General features: G+C 75.4%; 17 protein-coding genes. 5 read left to right on the top strand and 12 right to left on the bottom strand.

Features of this window, described 5'->3' with window-relative positions:
* Nucleotides 1-186 precede the first annotated feature (186 nt).
* The 4 genes from ACIRST_RS17670 to ACIRST_RS17655 form a co-directional block, all read right to left on the bottom strand.
* Nucleotides 187-954 (bottom strand): transglycosylase family protein, encoded by a 768-nt coding sequence (locus ACIRST_RS17670; RefSeq protein WP_402803044.1) that lies wholly within the window; start codon nucleotides 952-954, stop codon nucleotides 187-189.
* 556 nt (nucleotides 955-1,510) lie between these two features.
* Nucleotides 1,511-2,179 (bottom strand): response regulator transcription factor, encoded by a 669-nt coding sequence (locus tag ACIRST_RS17665; RefSeq protein ID WP_350521083.1) that lies wholly within the window; start codon nucleotides 2,177-2,179, stop codon nucleotides 1,511-1,513.
* Nucleotides 2,180-2,329: 150 nt separating this feature from the next.
* On the bottom strand, nucleotides 2,330-4,000 hold the full coding sequence (locus ACIRST_RS17660) for a sensor histidine kinase (protein WP_402803043.1): 1,671 nt from the start codon (nucleotides 3,998-4,000) through the stop codon (nucleotides 2,330-2,332).
* 154 nt (nucleotides 4,001-4,154) lie between these two features.
* A complete protein-coding gene (locus ACIRST_RS17655) occupies nucleotides 4,155-6,683 on the bottom strand; it encodes a SpoIIE family protein phosphatase (RefSeq protein ID WP_402803042.1) in 2,529 nt (842 codons plus the stop codon).
* Between the two features lie 94 nt (nucleotides 6,684-6,777).
* Between ACIRST_RS17655 and ACIRST_RS17650 the strand changes: the two genes are divergently transcribed.
* From ACIRST_RS17650 to ACIRST_RS17640, 3 genes are all read left to right on the top strand, one after another.
* Nucleotides 6,778-7,107, top strand: a complete 330-nt coding sequence (locus tag ACIRST_RS17650; RefSeq protein WP_350521052.1) for a DUF4326 domain-containing protein — start codon at nucleotides 6,778-6,780, stop codon at nucleotides 7,105-7,107.
* 212 nt (nucleotides 7,108-7,319) lie between these two features.
* Complete coding sequence (locus tag ACIRST_RS17645) at nucleotides 7,320-8,639, top strand: PQQ-binding-like beta-propeller repeat protein (RefSeq protein ID WP_402803041.1); 1,320 nt, start codon at nucleotides 7,320-7,322, stop codon at nucleotides 8,637-8,639.
* Between the two features lie 29 nt (nucleotides 8,640-8,668).
* Nucleotides 8,669-9,304, top strand: coding sequence for a uridine kinase (locus tag ACIRST_RS17640; protein ID WP_402803040.1), 636 nt, complete (start codon nucleotides 8,669-8,671; stop codon nucleotides 9,302-9,304).
* A 65-nt stretch (nucleotides 9,305-9,369) separates the two neighbouring features.
* Here ACIRST_RS17640 and ACIRST_RS17635 read toward each other — a convergent pair whose 3' ends face one another.
* The 5 genes from ACIRST_RS17635 to ACIRST_RS17615 all read right to left on the bottom strand — a co-directional run bounded on the left by ACIRST_RS17635 (nucleotide 9,370) and on the right by ACIRST_RS17615 (nucleotide 13,854).
* On the bottom strand, nucleotides 9,370-10,203 hold the full coding sequence (locus tag ACIRST_RS17635) for a DNA-formamidopyrimidine glycosylase family protein (protein ID WP_350521055.1): 834 nt from the start codon (nucleotides 10,201-10,203) through the stop codon (nucleotides 9,370-9,372).
* Between the two features lie 52 nt (nucleotides 10,204-10,255).
* The gene (locus ACIRST_RS17630) at nucleotides 10,256-10,708 is read right to left on the bottom strand and encodes a universal stress protein (protein ID WP_350521056.1); all 453 of its coding nucleotides are present in this window, start codon (nucleotides 10,706-10,708) and stop codon (nucleotides 10,256-10,258) included.
* Between the two features lie 163 nt (nucleotides 10,709-10,871).
* Entirely contained in the window at nucleotides 10,872-11,921 is a 1,050-nt protein-coding gene (locus tag ACIRST_RS17625) for a zinc metalloprotease (RefSeq protein ID WP_402803039.1), read from the bottom strand.
* A gap of 98 nt (nucleotides 11,922-12,019) precedes the next feature.
* Nucleotides 12,020-12,727 carry an AAA family ATPase gene (locus ACIRST_RS17620; protein ID WP_402803038.1) on the bottom strand — a complete coding sequence of 236 codons (708 nt, stop codon included), beginning with the start codon at nucleotides 12,725-12,727 and terminating at the stop codon, nucleotides 12,020-12,022.
* A gap of 200 nt (nucleotides 12,728-12,927) precedes the next feature.
* Nucleotides 12,928-13,854, bottom strand: a complete 927-nt coding sequence (locus ACIRST_RS17615) for an LLM class F420-dependent oxidoreductase (RefSeq protein ID WP_350521058.1) — start codon at nucleotides 13,852-13,854, stop codon at nucleotides 12,928-12,930.
* 152 nt (nucleotides 13,855-14,006) lie between these two features.
* Here ACIRST_RS17615 and ACIRST_RS17610 point away from each other — a divergent pair, with 152 nt between their 5' ends.
* A complete protein-coding gene (locus tag ACIRST_RS17610; protein WP_350521059.1) occupies nucleotides 14,007-14,360 on the top strand; it encodes a DUF6401 family natural product biosynthesis protein in 354 nt (117 codons plus the stop codon).
* 145 nt (nucleotides 14,361-14,505) lie between these two features.
* The gene (locus tag ACIRST_RS17605) at nucleotides 14,506-15,270 is read left to right on the top strand and encodes an alpha/beta fold hydrolase (protein WP_396551989.1); all 765 of its coding nucleotides are present in this window, start codon (nucleotides 14,506-14,508) and stop codon (nucleotides 15,268-15,270) included.
* A gap of 45 nt (nucleotides 15,271-15,315) precedes the next feature.
* Here ACIRST_RS17605 and ACIRST_RS17600 read toward each other — a convergent pair whose 3' ends face one another.
* The 3 genes from ACIRST_RS17600 to ACIRST_RS17590 form a co-directional block, all read right to left on the bottom strand.
* The gene (locus tag ACIRST_RS17600; RefSeq protein WP_402803037.1) at nucleotides 15,316-15,702 is read right to left on the bottom strand and encodes a DUF6221 family protein; all 387 of its coding nucleotides are present in this window, start codon (nucleotides 15,700-15,702) and stop codon (nucleotides 15,316-15,318) included.
* 84 nt (nucleotides 15,703-15,786) lie between these two features.
* Nucleotides 15,787-16,209 carry a hypothetical protein gene (locus ACIRST_RS17595; protein WP_402803036.1) on the bottom strand — a complete coding sequence of 141 codons (423 nt, stop codon included), beginning with the start codon at nucleotides 16,207-16,209 and terminating at the stop codon, nucleotides 15,787-15,789.
* Nucleotides 16,210-16,382: 173 nt separating this feature from the next.
* On the bottom strand, nucleotides 16,383-17,396 hold the full coding sequence (locus ACIRST_RS17590) for a winged helix-turn-helix domain-containing protein (protein WP_350521063.1): 1,014 nt from the start codon (nucleotides 17,394-17,396) through the stop codon (nucleotides 16,383-16,385).
* Nucleotides 17,397-17,674 lie beyond the last annotated feature (278 nt).

Here is a 17,674-nt window from a genome sequence, read left to right as displayed (position 1 = left end):
CCCGGCGCCCGGGGTGTCACCGCCCGGCCGGCAACCGCGGCGCGCCGCGCGGCCGCCCCGGGCTGGGGGCGGCCGCTCGGCCGAGTGGTGCGGGGCTCCGCCGGAGGCTGGGTCAGGCCTTCCGCCGGATGGTGCGGGGCTCCGTCGGAGGCTGGGTCAGGCCTTCCGCCGGATGGTCGGGCCGTGTCAGACGGTCAGGGTCTGGCCCGGGAAGATCAGGTCCGGGTTGCCGCCGATGACGCGCACGTTCTTGCGGTAGAGGCCGTCGGTGTCGACGCCGAACTTGGCGGCGATGTCGCTCAGGGTGTCGCCGCTCCTGACGGTGTAGCTCCCGCTCGCGCTGTTCTTCTTGGTGGACGGCGCGGACTGCGCCGGCTTGGCCGACGGCCGGCCCGCTGCCGGGTCGGCGGCCCTGGGCGCCTGCCGCCCGGCCGCCGCAGCGAACGTGTCGACGGGCTTCGCCGCCCGCGTCGCCGGCTTGGCAGGCTTCTCGGCCGGCTTGGCCGCGGGCTTGGCCGCCGGCTTCGCGGCCGACGGGGTGTCGACGGTGGCCGGGGCGCCGCCCCTGCTCAGGCCCGCCCTCTTCGAGCAGACCGGCCAGGCGCCCGGACCCTGCGAGGCGAGGACCTTCTCGGCGACGGCGATCTGCTGCGCCCTGGTCGCCTGGTTGGCCTGGGGGGCGTACGCGGTGCCGCCGTACGCCCTCCAGGTGCCGGCGGAGAACTGCAGTCCGCCGTGGAACCCGTTACCGGTGTTGATGCTCCAGTTGCCGCCGCTCTCGCACTGGGCGACGGCGTCCCAGACGGAGGCCGGTGCGGCGGAGGCCGAGGTGGCCGTGACGAGGCCGACCACCGGCAGGGCCGCGACGGCGGCTCCCGCGACGACCGCCAGCCGCACGCGGTTGCGCTGGGTGGTGGTCTCGGTGGCAGCGGTGGTCTCGTGACGGGGATTCATGCGGATCCTCTCGACAAGCCCCGGGCGGGCAGGCGGAACCAGGCCCGGGACATGGGCCGGTGGTGTCCGCTCACCTCACTCGACGGGCGGCCGGGCACGCGTCGGACGTGCCGTGCCGCCCCGGTCACCTCCGCTCGCCGACGGGGCCTGGACGAGCCGGCCTGCTCGGCGGGCACCGCCCTGGCGCCGTGGGTCAGTCGGCGGGCGGTGCGTCGGGGTGAACCCGGGTGGCGCTCGTTGCGCCGCCAATGAAGCTAGGGGCATCCCCGGGGCTCAGCAAGCAATTCTTGGACGTCGCAGGTCAGTTGACTGTTACCGGCGGTATCGATCAAGAAACGGTGACCGGTTCGACCGGGTTTGACCGCATTTACAAGATCTAACGATCAACTCCCGTGCCCTCACTCACATCTGTCCGTTCGTCAGAACCGGCACACCATCAACTCATCGCAACGAAGTACTGACGGACCGTCACCACGACATCCGGAGTTCCCTGCTCCGAGCGGCCGTCGAGTGGCGTCCGCCACACCCACTACTTGACGTGAGCACACGAACGCGCTCAGTTCCGTCCGTCGAGCTCCGCGTCACGCGCCAGCAGCGCCGCCTGGACCCGGTTCTCGCACCCCAGCTTGGCCAGGATCCGGCTCACGTAGGTCTTCACCGTCGCCTCGCTCATGTGGATCCGGGCCCCCGCGTCGGCGTTCGACAGGCCCTCCCCGAGCAGCGCCAGCACCTCCAGCTCGCGCCCGGTGAGCACCTCCAGCCGGCGCCGGGCCGCGGCGCTGCGGGCGGCCAGCGAGCCGCTGCGCCCGGCCGCCAGCGAGTCGACGATGTGCCGGGTGGCCGCCGGGGACAGGAAGGCGTTGCCGCCCGCCGCCGCCCGGACGGCCTGGATCAGCTCGTTCGGCGCGGTGTCCTTGAGCAGGAAGCCGGCGCCTCCCTCGGTCACGGCGCGCAGGACGTTCTCGCGCTCCCCGAAGGTGGTGAGGATCAGCGCCCGCGCGCCGGGGGCGATCCTCGCCAGCTCCCCGAGCGCCGTCAGCCCGTCCATCACCGGCATCTGGATGTCCAGCAGCACCACGTCCACCCGGTGCGACCGCGCGAGCTCCAGCGCCTCCCGCCCGTCGGCGGCCTCGGCGACCACCTCGATGTCGTCGGCGGAGCCGAGGATCATCCTGATCCCGGCCCGGATCAGCGGCTCGTCGTCGGCGACGAGGACTCGGATCACGCTGGTCATTCCCCTCGGATCGAACAGTGCTTCGGCTGCGGCACCATCCTCACATCTCCGCCGACCGGCCCGGACCACCCGTCCGGGCCGGGAGGGGTCCGCCCGGAACGGGTCGGTCCGGGTCTGGCCTGCGGACCGGGCCCCGCGTGATCAGCTCTTGGCGACGTAGTCCTGCTTGTCCACCAGCACGCCGTCCTTGAAGCAGAACCGCGCCACGTGATCCTCGTCCCAGGCCTCGCCGGCCGAGCCGGCCAGCAGGAACCACCGGCACTGCGCGCCCTCCGGCGGGGTCGGACCGCTCTTCCGGTAGTCATCGGTGAAGAAGCCGTTGCCGGACGGCAGCTCGTGCAGCACCGCGGCCTCGGCCGTGCCGACCTCGATCCGGTCGTACACCGGCCGGCGGACCGTCGCGTCGTGGTTGCCGTCGATCAGGGCCACGATGCCCCAGACCACCAGGCCCAGCAGGACCAGCCCGACCGCCGCCACGCCGACCGCGCAGCCCATCGCCGGGCTCCGCCGCTTGCCGGCCACCTCGTCGGCCGACGGCAGGCCCTCGAACATCCAGTCGTCCGCGCCGGCATCGGCGGCGGCACCCTCCTGGCCGCCCTCCGCCCCCTCGTACGGCAGCACGGCGGCCAGCCGGAAGCCCTGCTCGGGCGTCGGCCCGGCGTGCACCATGCCGCCGACCAACCGGGCGCGCTCCCGCAGGCCGGTCAGGCCCTGGCCGCCGCTCACGGCCTGGCCCGCTCCGGCGCGCACGCCCACCAGCTCCGGCGCGCGCGTGTTGGTCACCTCCACCACCAGGGCGTCCGGCTCGTACCGGAGCGCGACGCCGATCGGCGCGCCGGGGGCGTGCTTGTGCGCGTTGGTGAGCGCCTCCTGCACGATCCGGTACGCCGCGTGGTCGACCGCGGCCGGCAGCGGGCGCCGCTCGCCCTCCCGGATGAGCGACACCTCCGCCCCGGCCGCCCGGGAGGACTCCAGCAGCCCATCGATGCCGTCCACCCCGCCCCGGGCGGCGGCCGCGGCCGCCGTCCCCACCGGGGGCGGCGCCGCCGTCGACTCGTCGTGCAGCACGCCGACCACCTCGCGCAGCTCGCGCATCGCCGCCACCGCCGCCTGCCGCAGCACGCCGACGGCCTCCCGCTGCCGGTCGGTGAGGGCGCGGTCCACTTCCAGCGCACCCGAGTGCACCGAGATCAGCGCCAGCTGGTGGCCCAGGCTGTCGTGCATGTCCTGGGCGATCCGGTGCCGCTCGCGCAGCCGCGCCTGGTGCACCAGCATGGCCCGCTCGCGCACCAGCTGGTCGTTGCGCTCGCGCAGCGCGTCCAGCAGCGCGCGCCGCTGCGCGCGGTAGCGGCCGTAGAGCGCGGGCAGCACGGCGAGCACCAGGTAGCCGCCCAGCGACAGCCCGAGGACCAGCTTGGGCGAGGCCGTGGAGGCGTCCGTCAGCACGCCGGTCACGGTGAACAGCGCCCAGCCCGCGACGAAGGCGGTGACCAGCGACCAGACCCGCTGGATCCTCGCCCCGGCCACCCAACCCGCGCAGACCAGCAGCAGCACCGGCCCGGCCGACCAGCCGGTGGCTGCCGAGGCCGCCAGCAGCACGGTGGTCGGCAGCCCGCGCCGCAGCACCCACAGCACCGCGACGCCCAGACCGAAGGGCACCGCCAGACCGGTGCCGGTGGCGGCCTCCAGCAGCGCGGCCAGACCGCCCATCAGCAGGGCGAGCAGGGCCTGCCCCACCACCCGCCGGGGCCGCCAGGGCCCCGGCAGTGCCGTCCTTACCGCCTTCTTCCAGCCCCGTGCGATCGCATTCACCCGTCGAGGCTAACCGGCCGGTCGGGACGCCCGCCGTCCTCCTTCGTCGCCACCGGCGCCGACGAAAGTCTGAGGCCGGCGCCGTCGGCAGCACCGACCGCAACGACGACGTGTCGGCAACCAACGGCGACGGCGACCGCAACGACGCGGTGGCTCAGCCGAAGGCCGTCAGCAACAGCGCCACGTCGTCCACCCGGCGGGTCGAGCCGACCTCCTCCAGCAGCCGCTCGGCCGCCTCCTCCAGCCCCTCCCCCTCCGGGCCGCGGGCCAGCGCGGCCCGCAGCCGGTCCACGCCCTGGTCGATCGCCACCGCCGGGTCCTCCACCAGCCCGTCCGTGTACAGCGCGAGCACCGCGCCCGGGCGCAGCCGCAGCTCGCCGACGGGGTACTCGGCCCCTTCGTCCACCCCCAGCAGCGGCCCGCCCGCCATGTACAGCGCCTCGGCCCGCCCGTCCGGGTGCCGCAGCACCGGCGGCATGTGGCCGGCCCGGGCGATCCGGGCGGTGCCGTCGGCCGGGGTGAGCCGGACCAGGCAGCAGCTGGCGAGCAGTCCGGGGTCGAGGTCGAGCAGCAGCCGGTTGGTGTGGGCGAGCACCTGGTCGGGCGGGTCGCCGCCAGTCGCGAAGGCGCGGACGGCGCTGCGCAGCTGGCCCATCGTGGCGGCGGCGCCGACGCTGTGGCCCTCGACGTCGCCGATCACCAGGGTGACGTCCCCGTCGGTCACGATCGCGTCGTACCAGTCGCCGCCGATCTCCATCCCCTGGGTGCCGGGCAGGTAGCGGGCGGTGATCCGGATGCCGGGCACCTCGGGCAGCCGGTGCGGCAGCAGTGCCTGCTGCAGGCCGCGGGCCACCGTGAACTCCGCGTCGTACAGCCGGGCGCGCTCCAGCGCCTGGGCGATGAAGCCGCCGAGCGCGGTGAGCAGGCCGCGCTCCTCGACGGTGAACGGGCGGGGGTGGTCGAAGCCGAGGATGCAGCTGCCGACCGGGCGGCCGGAGGCGATCAGCGGCAGGAAGGCCCAGGCGCCCATCTCGTCGAGGGCGAGGCCGGGGTAGGCGGTGGCGAGTTCGCGCACCGACTCGAAGAAGATCGGGGTGCCGGTGCTGAGCGCCTCCGCACCGGGGACGCGGGCGTCGGTCGGGGTGCCCTCGAAGCCGTCCAGGAAGCCGTCCGGGTAGCCGGTCTGCGAGACGAGCTGCAGCCGCTGGTCGCGCACCGTGTAGATGGCGAGCTCCTGGCCGCCGAAGGCCGGCAGGATCTCCTCGGCCACCGCCCGGCACACGTCGCGCACGGTGACCGCCTCGGTGAGCGCGCTGGCCAGCTGGAGCAGGTGGTGGGTGCCGCCGACACCGGTGCGGGTGACGGGCGGCGGCGTGGCCGGCGGTTCGGCGGCGCCCGGCGGGGGCTCGGCGGCGACCACCCGGCCGGTGACGCCGTGCGCGTCGGGGTAGAGCGAGAAGGCGAGCCAGCCGTCCGGCGGGCGGGCGGCCAGGAAGGCGGTGGGGCGCTGGGAGAGCAGGGCGGCTCGGTAGCGGTTCTCGTAGAAGGGGTCGGCGAGCCAGGGCAGCGCGTCCCAGGGGTGCCGGCCGACCAGGTCCTCGCGGCGGGCCCGCAGCAGCGGTTCGGTGGCGTGGTTGGCGTAGCTGATCCGGCCGTCCAGGTCGAGCGAGAAGACGCCCTCGCGCAGCCGCTCGACGGCGGCCGCGGCGGCGGTCAGGCCGCTGACGTCGAGCACCGCGCCCACCAGGTGGGTCCGCCCGTCGGAGATCGCCGCGGGCACCCGGGCCCACAGCTCCACGGGGTACGGCAGGCCGTCCGGCCCGAGCACCCGGACCCGGGCGGACAGCACCTCGCCCTGCTTCAGCGCGGTGCGGGCGGCGGCCCGGAACTCCGGCAGGTCGCCGGGGGCGATGCGGCGGTTCAGGGCGGTCACGGTGCCGTCGAACTCGCCCGGCCCGAAGCCGAAGATCTCGCGGAAGTGGTCGTCGGCGGAGAGCGCCCCGGTGGCCACGTTCCAGTCGAACAGCCCGACCCGGGTGGTCGGCAGCGACGGCGACGGCAGCTCGACCACCGCCGTCTCCCCGCCCGGCTCCACCGACTGCCCGGCCTCCTCCAACTCGGCCAGCCCGTCGCCCAGTTCGGCCGCGGCGGCAGCGAGCTGCGGGCCCGACGACTCCGGCACCCCGTCGTCCGAGGCGGGCCACAGCACGCTCAGCACCCCGAACCGCTCGCGGTCGTGCTCCACCGCCACGCAGGCGGAGGCGAAGTCGTACGGCAGGCCGACCGCGAGCTGCGGGAAGCGCCGCATGGTGTCCTCGCCGTCGGAGAGCACGATCGCGTGCCCCGTCCGGAAGCAGACCGCGACCGGCAGCGGCCCGGCCGCCGCGACCCGCCGGAACGGGCTCATCACCGACAGCGGCACCCCGGCGACCGTCCGCAGCACCAGCGACCTGCGGTCCCGTGACCGCAGGTGCACCATCGCGCCGTACGCCCCGGTGGAGCGGAGCACCCGGCGCACGGCGTGCGCGATCAGCTCGTCCCGCCGGTACTCGGCCGGCCGGCCCTCCCGGGGCCCGGCGCGCGGGCCGCCCCGGCGCGCCTCCGCGTCGGCCCCGGGCTCCCGCGGCCGGTCCGACCCCGGGCGCGCCCCAGGGGCCCCACCGGTCGCGTGCGGATGGTGCATGCTCTTTTGCTACGCCGGGCCCGGAACCGTGTCAAGGCGGGGCCGCCCCCGGCCCGAGCTGCCCGGCCACCCCGCTTGCAGCAGCATGGACGACATGCCCCGCACGAGCCGCACCACCGTGGTCAACCTCAAGGGCCACCGCGACGACCCCGACTACCGGGACGTCGTCTACGTCGGCCGCGCCGCGCACCGCGGCGGCTGGCACCTCGCCGAGTCCCCGCTGCACTGCCCGTACCACCCGGGCCCGGACCTCACCCGCGAGGAGATGGTCGTCAAGTACCGCGACTACCTGCTCGCCCGCCCCGACCTCCTCGCCCTCGTCCCGCCCCTGCGCGGCCACCGCCTCGCCTGCTGGTGCGCACCCCTCCCCTGCCACGCCGACGTCCTCGCCGACCTCGCGGACCACCCCCCGGAGCAGCACTGACGCCCTCCCCGAGTCAGGGCCGGCCAGGGGAGGAGGTCGGGTGCGATCGTCCCGGCCGTCACGGCGCACCTCCCACGGGCCGCCGGGCGGGCGGACACGGCGTGCCGCAGCCGGATATCGGGGCCTCACGGGTCTCGGATCGTTCGGGGGCTGTTCGATATCCTCCGAGCGGGTGGCGGCGCGGGACCGCCGGGTGGGGAAGCGAGAGCGTTATGCAGTCGCCGTCGTCCGAAGGGGCCTCCGAGCGCGGGGCATCGTGGCAGTGGGACGGGGAGGAGCGCGGCGACGGCCAGGCGTCCGAGGACGTGATCGGCGGGGGCTGGGACGGGTCTCGGCCGAGCCGGCGCCGGCTGCTGATCGGCGCCGGGGTGCTCGCGGCCGGCGGGGCCGTTTGGGCGTTCGGCCGTTCGGGTGCCGACGGTGCGCTCCCCGCACCGGTGCCGACCGGGCCGCCCACCGCCGTCTCCGGGCCGACCCCGGCCTGGACGTACCGCGGCCCCGACGCGATGACCCCGGAGCGGCTCACCGACCCGCCGAACCGTCCGGTCTACCTCTCCCGGAAGGGCCTGCAGGTCCTCGACCCCGCCCGGGGCACCGCCGCCCGGCTGCTGGTCCTCGACCCGCCGCAGACCCGGGACTGGCCCAGCGACCTCGACATGCTCGGCAAGGTCGTGTTCGGGCCCGACCACCTCTTCACCACGACGTACCGGGGCCACCTGGAGGCCCGCCACTTCACCGACCCGGCCGGCGACTGGAGCCTGCCGCTGCCCGACGACCTGCAGGGCCAGGTCCGGCTCACCGGCTACGACCGCGGCATCGTCTACGGCTGTTCCTGGGGCCGCCCCCGGCCCGACGGCACCGCGCCGGACAACCGCCTCTTCGCGCTGCGGGTCACCGACCGCTCCGTCCTGTGGTCCGTCCCCACCGCGTCCGAGGAGCAGCCGGTCACCCCCGCCACCGGCATCGGCAGCCTGCTGCTGGCCTGCGTCCGCTTCGTCGGCGGCCGCGCCGAGCTGGTGGCCCGGGACGCCGCCACCGGCCGCGAGCTGTGGACCGCCCCCGGCGACGAGGACCTGCGCTGGTGCGCCACCGGCTCGCAGGACCTCTACGTCCCGGACGGCAACGGCGGCGTGCGCATGCTGCACCCCACCGGCGAGCCGGGCTGGACCTACTCCCCCGCCCGCGGCGATTCCTGGCGGGCGCTGCCGCCCGTCCCGGACGGCCCCCGGGTGTACGTCGCACGCGACCACGGCACCGTCACCGGCCACGACGCGACCACCGGTGAAGTGCTCTGGACCTGCCCGCTGCCGTTCCTGCTGGACCGCCGCAGCCGTCCGCTGGTCGTCGGCGGCACGCTGTTCGTCCCGGGCACCTCGGTCGGCGGGGTCAGCGCGATCAACACCGCGACCGGCGAGCTGAGGTGGACCTTCCGCGACTCCGGCCCGGGCAAGGACGCCTGGACGGTCGCCGCCGACGGCAACCGCCTCTACGCGGGCCACGACGACGTCCTGCACGCCCTCCCGCTCGCCTGAACGGCCCCACGAGACGGCAGGATGGCCCGATGCAGGTACGCCCGATCTCCCCCGACAACCTGGCCGAGCTGCTCGCCGACCGCATCACCGCCCTGCCCGACGCCGACGGGCGCCGGCTGCGGGTGGCCGTCGACGGTGCCGCGGCCGCCCGCCCCGAGGCGCTCGCCGACGCCCTGGTGGAGCCGCTGCGGCTGCGCGGCCGCCCCACGCTGCGGGTGTCGGCGGCGGACTTCCTGCGCCCGGCCTCGATCCGACTGGAGTACGGCCACCAGGACGCGGACGCCTTCCACGACCTCTGGCTGGACGACGGCGCCCTGCTGCGCGAAGTCCTCGACCCGTTGGAGCCCGGCGGCAGCGGGCGCGTCCTGCCCTCGCTGCGCGATCCCGTCACCGACCGCTCCACCCGCGCCCCGTACACCCTGCTCCCGCCCGGGGGCGTGCTGGTGCTGGACGGTCAGCTCCTCCTCGGCCGCTGGCTGCCGCTGGACCTGACCGTCCACCTCGCCCTCACCCCGGCCGCCCTGGCCCGCCGCACGCCCGACGACCGCCGGTGGACCCTCCCCGCCTTCGCCCGCTACGACGCCGAGACCGTGCCCACCGAGCTCGCCGACATCACCGTCCGGATGGACGACCCCCGCCACCCCGCCCTGGTCGAGCAGTCCTGAGCCGGCCGCGGCGGCGGGACTGCGGGCCGGCGGGACTGTGGGCCGGCGGGACTGCGGGCCGGGCCTCAGCGCCCCGGCGCCCTTCCCCGGCCGGACCGGGCGCCGACCGGGGCGGGGCCGCGCTGGCAGTACGGGCACCAGTACACCGCCCGGTCCCGCGGGGGCGCGCCCTGACGCCCGCTCACCACGGGGGTGACGCAGCGCGGGCAGGGCCGTCCGGCCCGGCCGTAGACCCAGTGCTGGTAGCCGGGCCTGGTGTCGCCCGTGGTGATGTGGCCGGGGCGCAGCTTGTTGGCCTCCAGCATCTGCCGGGCGCGCTCCACCAGCCGGTCGGGGTGCGGGAGTTCGCCGACCTCGGTCCACGGCGTCACGCCGGCCACGAAGCACAGCTCGTTGGCGTAGACGTTGCCGATCCCGGCCAGGTTGCGCTGGTCGAGCAGGGCCTCGATGACCGGGCGGCTCGGGCGGGCGAGGAGCCGGCGGACGGCCTCGACCGGGTCCCAGTCGGGGCCGAGCAGGTCCGGGCCGAGGTGGCCGACGATCCGCCGTTCGTCGGTGGTGCGCAGCAGCTCGACGACGGGCAGCCGGTAGCCGACGGCGGTGCCCCGTTCGGTGCCGAGGACGGCGCGGATCTGCCAGTCGGGGCCGCCGCTCCACTGTTCGCCGGGGCGGTAGACCTCCCAGCGGCCCTCCATCCGCAGGTGGGTGTGCAGGGTCAGGCCGCCTTCGAGGCGGGTGAGCAGGTGCTTGCCGCGCGGGGCGACCTCCAGCACCCGGCGGCCGGCGAGGTCGGCGGTGGCGTGGGCGGGCACCCGCAGGTCGGCGCTGGTCAGCAGTTGTCCGGCGAGGGCCTCGCGGAGCCGGGCCGCCTCGCGGTAGACGGAGTCACCTTCTGGCATGCCTCCATTCTGGTCCGCGCGGCGGCCCGGTGGGTCGCCGTCCCCCGTCGCACTACTCCGATGCGGCGTGCCGCTCGCGGACGACGACGACCGGGCACGGCGCGTGCTCGGTGAGGTGGCGGCTGACCGAGCCGAGCAGCACGCCGGAGAACCCGCCGAGGCCGCGGCTGCCGACGACGAGCAGCGCCGCGCCCGCGGCGGCTTCCAGCAGGGCCCGGGCGGCGTTGCCGGGCATCACGCGCTCGCTGATCTGCACGGCCGGGGCGGTGCCGACGACCCTGGTGACGGTCTCGGAGAGGGTCTTGCCGGCGAGTTCCTCGGGGTTGACGACATCGAGGTTCGGCACGCCCTGCCCGGCCCAGCCGTAGAAGGCGGGGTACTCCCAGGCCGCGATCGCGTCGATCGTCCCGCCGACGGCCTCGGCGTAGTCGACCGCCCACTGCAGCGCCTGCTCCGAGGCGGGCGACCCGTCGACGCCGACGACGATCCGGGGAATGGCACGCATGGCCTTGCTCCTTCGGTTGCTCCTGACCGGTCCCGACCGTACGAACATAGATCAAATCGGGCATACGGCCGATATGCGCCACACCGACAGCGGCGTGGCGCATTCGAATCCTGTGCCGGCGGCCACCAAGCTGCGGCTCGGTGCAGCTACGGCTTAGGCTGGTTCAACTGCGGTACGCAGCCCATGAGTTCGCCATCCGCTGGACCTGCCCGGGGGTGAACTGGCTCATGCAGGAGTCGTAGGCGTAGTCCATGTAGTTGTGGATCGGGTCGAGCCCCGCGGTGGGGCAGGTGTCGCGGCCCTCGGGGCAGCCGAAGGTGGCGCTGCGCTCGGCCGGGGTGTCGTCCACGTAGTCGCCCGGGGTCAGGCAGCCGCCCTGGAAGGTGTGGAGGAGGCCGAGCCAGTGGCCGATCTCGTGCGTGGCGGTGTTGCCCTCGTCGTAGTGGGTGGCGCCGCCGCCGGGCAGTGAGGCGTCGAGCACGACCACACCGTCGTCGGTCGGGTTCGTCCGGTACGTGTCGGGGAAGGTCGACCAGCCGAGCAGGGACTGGCCGAGCCGGGCGGTGTAGAGGTTGAGGGTGCCCTGGCCGCCCTTGCGCAGAGCCGTCTTCATCGCGCGCTCGGCGGTCGAACCGGGCGTCATGCCGGTGTACCAGGAGGCGTTGTCGGTGCGGTCGGTGCCGGCCAGCTCGAAGTGGAACGGGGTGGGGGTGTTGCCCGCGCCCTGGCCGCCATAGGTGGCGTTGAGGTGGTCGATCTGGGCGGCGACGGCGCCGTCGTCCAGCTTCCCGGCGTCACCGGCGTGGATCACGTGGACGAAGACCGGCACGGTGGTCGGGGCGCCGATCTGGGTGCGGACGGTGCCGAGGGCGGCGAGCCGGTCGTCGAGGTCGGCCTGCATCGCCCGGGCCCGGGCGGTGCTGACGGCGTTCGGGTCCTTCCCCGTCTGGCTGCCCGCCGGCTTCCGCGCGGCCACCCCGTCGCCCACCCCGTCGCCCACGCCGTCGCGCGTGCCGTCGCCCGCGTCCGCGCGGGCGGCGTCCGCGTGGGCGGCGCCGTCGCAGGCGGTCGTCGGGGCGACGGCAACCGCGCGCTGCGGTGCCGGTGCCGGTGCCGGTGCCGCGAACTGGCTCAGCCCGGCGGCGGTGACCAGTGCGGCGGCGCAGGGGAACAGGCGGGGGGCACGCGAGCGCACCCGGACAGTACGGCGCATCTGCGCTCCTGACGGGGGGAGTCGACGGGGTCTCGGCCGCGCCCGGGCGCGCTCCGGCCGGACCCACCGGCGCGAGGCCCGGCGCGGACTCGCCGAGACTACGACGCCGTGAAGTCGATCTCCCGCAGGGCGCGCGCGGCGGTCCGGTCGAGTACCACGGCCGACGCACACCCGGCCGGCAGCCGGCCGGCCCCGAGGATCCGCCGCCGAAGCCGCTCGACACCGGAGCGGTGCCGGGCGAAGGCGTAGCGCGAGACACCGCGCCCGCGGCGCAGCTGCCCGTCCAGCGCCTCGGTCGGGTCGACGTCGAGCAGCAGCAGGTGCACCCGGCGGCCCTGGCGGGCGGCGGTGCGGGCGAGCCAGGCCCGCACCCAGGGCAGCGTGCCGCAGTCGTGCACCGCGAGCGCCCCGCCGCCCAGGACGGCGCGGCGCAGCCGGCGGTAGTGCGCGAGCCGGGCGAGCGGGCGGTAGAGGGCGTACGGGAGACGGCCGGGCAGTCGGGCCGCGTACTCCTCGCGGACCAGCTGGGAGTCGACCAGCGGGGCCCGGACGCAGCGGCGCATCAGGGTGCTCTTGCCGCTGCCGGGCAGGCCAGTCACGACCAGCAGGTCCCCGACGGGGTAGCGCAGGGCGGCCGGACCGCGTCCGCGCAGTTCGTGCAGGGCGGGCGGGTCGTGCGACGGGGGCAGGACGACGCGTTCCCCGGCGGTGCGCGGTGGCGGCAGCTCCGGTGCCGCCACCCGCACCGTTCTCGTCCCGCTCACCGGATCTCCCCCCGCCGTTCCCTCCTCAGGAGCATGGCGCATTCCCAAGAGCGAGTAAAGGGCGGAGGTCGGAGCGGGTACGGACGGCCCTTGCCGGGCCCGGCCCGGCGACCGGAGCGGTGACAGGACCGGGCCCGTTTCCGGACCTTTCCGACACCGACGGGCGCCGGCCGGAGCCGTCCGCACCCGGCCGGACCGGACTGCTCCCGCGAGGGGCAGCCGGAGCCGGCCGGCCGCGATCGTCAGCCGAGCTGCGGGGCGACCCGGGAGGCGATCAGCTCCAGGTGGTCGAGGTCGTCCAGGTCGAGGATCTGCAGGTAGACGCGCTCGCTGCCGACGGCCGCGTACCGGCCGATCCGCTCCACCACCTCGTCCGGAGTGCCGGCCAGGCCGTTGGCCTTCAGCTCGTCGACCTCGCGGCCGATGGCGGCGGCGCGGCGGGCCACCTCGGCGTCGTCCCGGCCGACGCAGGCGACCAGCGCGTTGGAGTAGACCAGGTCGTCGGCCGAGCGCCCGGCGCCCTCGACGGCCGCGCGGACCCGGCCGAACTGGGCGGCGGAGTCGTCCACCGAGGCGAACGGCAGGTTGAACTCGTCGGCGAAGCGGGCGGCCAGCGCCGGGGTGCGCTTCGGGCCGAGGCCGCCGACCAGCACCGGGATCCGGTCCTGGGCGGGCTTGGGGAGCGCGGGCGAGTCGGTCAGCGTGTAGTACTCGCCGGCGAAGTCGAAGGTGTCGCCGAGCTTGGTGTTCCACAGCCCGGTGATGATCGCCAGCTGCTCCTCCAGCCGCCCGAACTTCTCCTTCGGGAACGGGATGCCGTACGCGCTGTGCTCGGCCTCGTACCAGCCGGCGCCGAGGCCGAACTCGACCCGGCCGCCGCTCATCGCGTCGACCTGGGCCACCTGGATCGCGGTGACGCCCGGCAGCCGGAAGGTGGCGGCCGTCATCAGGGTGCCGAGGCGGATGGTGCGGGTGTCGCGGGCGAGGCCGGCCAGGGTGATCCAGGCGTCGGTGGGGCCGGGCAGGCCGTCGACGTCGCCCATTTTCAGGTAGTGGTCGGAGCGGAAGAAGGCGCTGAAGGCGCCGAGGTCCTCGGCGGTGCGGGCCACCTTCAGGAGGGTGTCGTAGCTCGCGCCCTGCTGGGGTTCGGTGAAGATACGAAGATCCATGCGGACCATTCTGGTACAGACCACACGGTCGTGAGCGCAGGGAACCGGCCGAACCACGGAACGTACCGGACCTCCGCACGGGTGGCCAAGGTCTCAGCACGGAACCGTCACGGCCGTCCGCGCCCGCTCCCGGCCTCGCCTACCGTGGACGGATGTTCGCGACCCCCGACGAGTACTCCCGGCGTTCCCCCGACGAGCCGGCCGGCTGCCCGCTGCCCGGCATCGTGACGGCCTTCACGCCGCGGCTGGCCGAGTTCGCCTTCGAACCCGGGTTCGTCGCGGCGGTCGACCAGCACGCCTCGATGCTGCGCGAGCTGCTGTACGCGCAGGGGTCGGAACTCGCGCCCCGGCCGCTGGACCGTGCGGAACTCTCGGACTACGCGCTGGGCTTCCTGGACGCGCTCAGCGAGATCGGCTGGCGGGAGCCGGTCGGCTGCGACTACGCCGTGCTGCGGCTCACCGCGATCTGCTGGCTGGTGCGGGAGCAGGGCCTCCTGGAGGCCTGAGGCCCAGCCCGGTCCGGCGCCCCTGGCACGGAGCCCTCCGGTGTCCGGGACGGTCCCCTCGGGTGACGGGTCCCGCGGTCCGCACGCGTACAGTGGCGGTCCGGGGGACGGGCGACGGGGGCGGGACGGACGGGACGGTGCGGCAGTGAGCGGTACGGCGGCGGACAGCGCGGTGGGGCACCGGGCGCTGCACTGGCGGATCCGCCCGGAACGGGCCCGGGCCGCGGTCCTGGTGCTGCACGGCGGCGAGGAGCACAACCTCGCCAGGCCCGGCCGGATCAACCTCCCGCTGCTGCGGATGCACGGCTTCCTGCGCGCGCTGGCCAGGGCCACGGCGGACGCCGACGTGGCCGTCGCCACCGTCCGCTACCGGCACCGCGGCTGGAACGGCGAACGCGCCGACGCCGCCCGGGACGCGCGCGCCGCGCTCGACGAACTGTCCGCACTGCTGGGCCCCGTCCCCACCGTCCTGATCGGCCACTCGATGGGCGGACGCGCCGCGCTGCAGGCCGGCGGCCACCCGTCCGTCACCGGACTGGTCGCCCTCGCCCCGTGGTGCCCCGCCGAGGACCCGTGCGAACAGCTGGCCGGCCGGGACGTGCTGATGCTGCACGGCGACCGCGACACCGTCACCCTGCCCGCCGACACGCGCGCCTTCGCCGCCCGCAGCCGCGCGGCCGGCGCCCGCGTCTGCGGCTACACCGTCACCGGCAGCGGCCACGCCATGCTCCAGCGCATCCCCGACTGGCACCGCGCCGCCACCGGCCTCGCCACCGCCCTCCTCGGCCTCCACCCCCTCCCCGCCGAGACCGCCTCCGCCCTCGCCCTCCCGCCCACCTCCGCGGAGGCCCTCACCCTCCCCCTCCCGCGCCAACCCCGCCGCACCCCGCCCCTCCCGGCCAACCCCTGACCGGCGCCGGGCCCTGAGGGCTGTCCCGTAACCGCCCGACGACGATCACGGGCGCCACTCCTCGCGGTAGTCCGCGTGATCGGCGTACACGGATGCGAGCAGGAGGACGGCGGTGCGCAGCCCGTCGCGGAAGGCCGCCGGTGCGTTGTCGTTCCCCGGCGGGCGGTCATGGGCATCGACGACGGCCCGCTTGGCATCGACCTCCGCCATGACACGCGCCGGGTCGAAACGTGCGATGTGATCGGCGGGACCTAGGAAGACATCCGCGATCTCGGCGCCCGTGTCCAGGACGACGACCGTTCTTTCGGCCCTCCAATGTCCGCTGCTCGTCATGGCGTCGCGGGCAGAGTCCCAGTCGTCCTGCAGGCGCGCCCTGAGGAAGGCCACCACGTCCGGGGCCGACGTGTCGGCGGTGTCGTCGTCGCGGGTCATGGAGGGATCCTCCCGGTCCGCCCCCGGCTGCGTCCATAGGGCCGCCGGCGCCCGGGGCGTCCGTGGTCGCTTCCCCCGGAACCCTCAGGACACCTCCCAGAGGGCGGTGGCGAAGACTGCCGTGACCCAGGTCCAGAGGACGGAGAGGGCGAGGTGGGCGATGGTGCGGAAGGGGTTGCCGCGCCACAGCTTCGGGGAGAAGAAGGCGAACTCGAAGAGCCAGCGCAGGCCCCAGAAGAGGGTCTGACCGGCCAGCAGCGCGGTGCCGAGGCGGGTGCCGGCGAGCAGGTCGGGCGCCAGGCAGAGCGGGAGCAGGCCCAGGAGGGCGCAGACCATGCCGATGAAGAAGAGGTGGGCGTAGGAGACCTGACGGGTGAGCAGGGTGGTGCCGCTCAGGTCGGCGGGCCAGCCGATGGCGCGGGGCAGCACGGCGTGGACCAGGCCGACGGCGAGGAGGGCTGCGCCGACCAGACGCAGCTGGGCTTCGAGGGTGAGGAGTTCGGTCATGGTGCGGGCTTTCGGCAGCGGAGACGGTGCCCGGGCCGGCGATCCGCCGTCCGGCGGCGGAGTCAGGACGAGGCGGCGCAGGACGGACGGCGAGAGGCAGGGCGGGGAGGAAGCGCGGGACGTCCGGCGCGACCTCATGATGGCGCACGGGTTCGCACCCGTTCACCGCGGGGTCAGGCGGCCTCGGGTCCGGTGACCGGGGGCCCCGTGACCGGGGACGGGATGCGGCCGGCCAGGAGGGCCTCGCCGAGCGGGGTGGGCCGGTGGGTGACGGTGCGGCCGATGCGGTCCTTGGCCGTGAGGCCGGACTCGGCGAGGACGGTGGCGTGCTCGCTGGCGGAGGCGGTGGAGATGTCCAGGCGGGCGGCCAACTCCTTGGTGGAGCAAGGCCCGTGGGTGGCGATGGCCTCCAGGGCGGCGGCCCGGGTCTGGCCGAGCAGGGCGGTCAGGGTGCGGCTGGGGGCGGGCGGTCCGGCCTCGGCGCGCAGGGGTCCGCCGATCCGGGCCGGGTAGAGGAGCACCGGCTGCTGCTCCGGGTCCTCGAAGCGGGCGATGACGGGGCGGCGCGGGCCGAACACGCAGGGCTGGAGCAGCAGTCCGCGGCCGTCCAGCCGTACGTCGTGCCGGCACCGGTTGGCCAGCGGGAAGCTGAGTACCGGGCGGCGCCAGCACACCGCCGGGTGCAGGGATCCGAGCACCTGGTCCGGCTCGGTGAGCCGGCGACTCCGCCGGTGCTCGGTGGTGACGATGGTCTCGATCTGCCGCCGGTAGGGGTCGATCGCGAGGGTCTGGTAGTCGGCGGTGACGTTGCCGAGCAGCTTCCTGGCCCGGCGGTCGCCGTCCGCGACCCCGCGGGCGAAGGCGCTCAACTGCCGTTCCCCGCCCACCGAACGCAGGTGCTCGCGCAGCGGTGCCTCGGGCGCCTGGGCGGTGGCGCTCTCGGTGGCACCGGGGTCGCGCCGGACGGCGAGGAACTCCGGGATCGCCGTGGCGGTGTAGAGGTCGAAGAGCAGCGCGGTGCGCGGGTTCCAGGAGGCCCGCAGGTGGTCCCGCCAGCTCTGGAAGCGTGGGTCGCGCACACCGCTCACCAGGGCGTGCACGCTGAGGGACAGCTCCATCGACATGTCCGGACGCTCCGCGACCCGGATCCGGGTCAGGTCGTCCCTACTGAAGAGGATTCGCAGCACGAGCGCGATCGTGCCCCGGGACCGGCACCACCGCAAGACCGTTCGGCGAGAACCGAATCGTTTGCCCGCCGCCCGCTCCCCCGGTCAGGATCGGACTCGTGAACCGCCCTCCCCGCCGGGGTGCCCGGGTGACGGACCGGTCACCCGGCGGGGCGCGGACCCGGGGCGCTCGTACGGGGGCGGAGCCCCGGGTCCGCTCCCCGCTCCCCCCGGGCGGGTGGTTTGAGCGGCCGGGCCGACGCCGGGACTCGTCGGTGCACGGATGATCATTCCCGGGG

Origin of the sequence: Kitasatospora sp. NPDC101447 (assembly GCF_044767225.1) — a bacterium.
Classification (GTDB): domain Bacteria; phylum Actinomycetota; class Actinomycetes; order Streptomycetales; family Streptomycetaceae; genus Kitasatospora.
This window is presented reverse-complemented; position numbering and strand designations above follow the sequence as displayed.